This window comes from Megasphaera sp. DISK 18 (assembly GCF_001682955.1).
GTDB classification, from domain to species: domain Bacteria; phylum Bacillota; class Negativicutes; order Veillonellales; family Megasphaeraceae; genus Megasphaera; species Megasphaera massiliensis.
On record NZ_LUGJ01000059.1, the window covers coordinates 1 to 2961 of the forward strand.

Annotated in this window: 2 protein-coding genes; both read left to right on the forward strand. The window is 46.3% G+C overall.

The genetic code is table 11. The features are described 5' to 3' along the window. Nucleotides 1-739 precede the first annotated feature (739 nt). Nucleotides 740-1993, forward strand: coding sequence for a pyridoxal phosphate-dependent aminotransferase (locus tag A0U42_RS10440; RefSeq protein WP_065360924.1), 1254 nt, complete (start codon nt 740-742; stop codon nt 1991-1993). Between the two features lie 23 nt (nt 1994-2016). Next, nucleotides 2017-2817: a pyrroline-5-carboxylate reductase gene (gene proC / locus A0U42_RS10445; protein ID WP_044505018.1), complete on the forward strand. Its 801-nt coding sequence runs from the start codon at nt 2017-2019 to the stop codon at nt 2815-2817. Nucleotides 2818-2961 lie beyond the last annotated feature (144 nt).

The following is a 2961-nucleotide window of genomic DNA, read 5'->3' on the forward strand; positions in this document are numbered from 1 at the left end:
TAGGAAGCCGCTGATTCAGCCAAGAAGCACTAGCAAATGCTAGTGCTTCTTTTGTTATATGAATCATGAAATAAAAATTACAACCGAGGTCGAAGACGACCGGACTGCCGCTGTCGAAATGATGTACCGGCCTTTAAGACGGATGCGAAGCGACTAGTCTGCCGTAAGAGGTAGATGTGGCAGACGACGGATGCCAAAGACGACGAGACTGCCGTTACCGGCCCATATGGCCTCTTGCAAGGATGGGTGTCAAAGAGAATCAGATTGCTGCAGTCAGTACCATACGGTTCCGTTTTACTGTCAGGGAATTCCAGACATATCGGATTTTTTCAATACTGCTGTTATCAGCACCTTGTGCTTGCCTGTTACCTTTAAAATCTTTACGGACCACTGACTGTAATCTTTCATCCCATAGCAATCCTTGCCGATTAGCAGTCCGAATGATTCGGCGCCAATCCCGTATCCCGATTTCACACTCACTTTTTCATTCTTTGAATAATAGCTATTCACTATAATACATATAATTATAGTAACTGATAATTTGGTCAGAAAATGATTTTTTCAGGCACTTATGCAATTATTTTAAGCCATTTATGCTGATACAGAAAAGGATAAGAAATAAGTCGTATATATCCTTTGTATTTTGAATACATCGCAGATATATGGAGACTGTTTGTTGTCATTCTACTTTGAATGTGGTATAAATGTGTATGTAACTAAGAAAGGGGAGTTGATTCATATGGTAAAAAGTGTTGCAGCACCGCAGGCAAAGGGGAAGAGTGCTGAAGATAAAATTTTTGGCGCCAACAATCGAGCCGTTGCTTTGACAGAAAAATTAGGGGCTGATAAGGTCATTAACGGGACCGTCGGTTCTTTGCTTGATGAAGACGGCAATTTGGTTATGCTCGATGTTGTGCAAAAAGCTTATAAGGCCTTGACTCCGAAAGAAATCGTCGCTTATGCACCGATTCAGGGCTATCCCGATTATCTGGAAGCTGCCATTGACCAGTGCTTTGGTGAATCTCGTCCGGACGGCTACATTCGTGCCTGTGCTACGTCCGGTGGTTCCGGCGTTCTCCATCACGTCATTCACAACTACTCCGAATGGGGTGATGACATCCTGACCAGTGACTGGCATTGGGGTGCTTACGGTTCCATGTGCCACGATAACGGGCGTAACCTGCGGGAATTCAACTTACTGACGGACGATGGGAAATTTAATTTCCAAAGCTTCAAAGAACATGTCAGTGCTATGGTTGCCAAACAGTACAACACGGTTATCATCATGAATTCTCCGGCCAATAACCCGACTGGTTTTGGTCTGTCCGACTCTGATTGGGATCAGGTCCTGTCCTTCTTGAAAGATGTTGTCAAAGGCCAGGATAAAAATATTATCTTCGTCTCTGATGTAGCTTATCTCGACTACAGCGGTGAAAAACATGAATGTCGCAAGTTCTTCAAAAAATTCGGTAACATGCCGGACAATGTCTTCATCATCGTGGCCTATACCTGCAGCAAGGGATTTACCATGTATGGACAGCGAATGGGAGCTATGATTGGTATTACCCAGAATAAAGATATTGCCGATGAATTTGTTGCCATCAACCAGTATACCAGCCGTGCGACGTGGTCTAACTCCAACAGCGCTGCCATGAAGGTCATGGCTAATATCTGCAAGGATCCGGCTAAAGTTGCTGAACTCGATGCTGAACGGGCCAAGTATTTCCATCTCATTCAGGAACGAGCCGATTTGTTCATGAAGGAAGCCGATGAATGCGGTTTAAAATATCTGCGCTATATTTCCGGATTCTTCATTACCATCCCCTTAATCGGGGCTCAGAAAGTCTGTGACGAATTGGAAAAGGAAAATATCTTCCTCGTTCCTTTGGAAAAAGGTATCCGTTTGGCGGTCTGCTCCGTTTCCAAGAAAAAAATTCAAGGGCTGGCTGCGAAGATTAAAGCGACCTTTGATGCCGTCGGCGTTCAGCAGTAACGGCTGAGGAAAGGATTTGGCTTATGTTTAAAACTATCGGTGTCTGCGGAACCGGCAATATGGGACAGGCTATCGTCAAAGGCCTGGTAGCTTCGAAGGCTATGGCTGCAGATCATATCTATCTGTACAATATCCATCGGGAAAAAGCGGATGCCTTAGCGAAAGAAACGGGAGCTGTCGTCGTCGATTCACCGCTGAAATTAGCAAAGCTCTCCCATGCGCTTATTATGGCCGTCAAGCCGAATATGATGGAGAAGGCGATTTATGCTGTTCGTGACGGACTGGCAGCGGACACGGTTCTCATTTCTATTGCCGCCGGCCTCTCTCTGGAAAGCCTTGCCGGCTATGCCGGAGAGAAGACTAAAATCGTTCGCGTCATGCCCAATACACCTGCCATGGTCGGGGAAGGCATGGCCTCGATTTCGTCGAACGACATGGTGACGGCAGAAGAAACGGCTGATGCCGTCGATATTTTTTCCAGCTTTGGCAAGGCGGAAGTCGTCGATGAAAAATTGATCGACGCCGTCTGCGGTCTCAGCGGCAGCGGTCCGGCCTATGTCTACTTGTTTATCGAAGCCTTGGCTGACGGTGCCGTCCGCGAAGGGATGCCGCGGCAGATGGCCTATACCTTTGCGGCTCAGACTGTCTTAGGGGCGGCGAAGATGGTCTTAGAAACGGGAACCCATCCCGGAGCCTTGAAAGATGCCGTCTGTTCTCCAGGCGGTACGACCATTGAAGCCGTACAGACCTTGGAAGAAAACGGTTTTCGGGCTGCGGTCATGAAGGCTGTCAGTGCTTCGGCAGAAAAAAATAGAAATCTTTAATCTCATTACCCGTTGAAGGTTTGAAAACCTTCAACGGGTAATTTTTTATTGGCGCCGAATAGGCATGATAAAACCCCCAGTTACACTGGGGGTAAGTAAATCTTCTTATAGTAAAAAAAAGAACCTCTCATGATAAAATGTAGA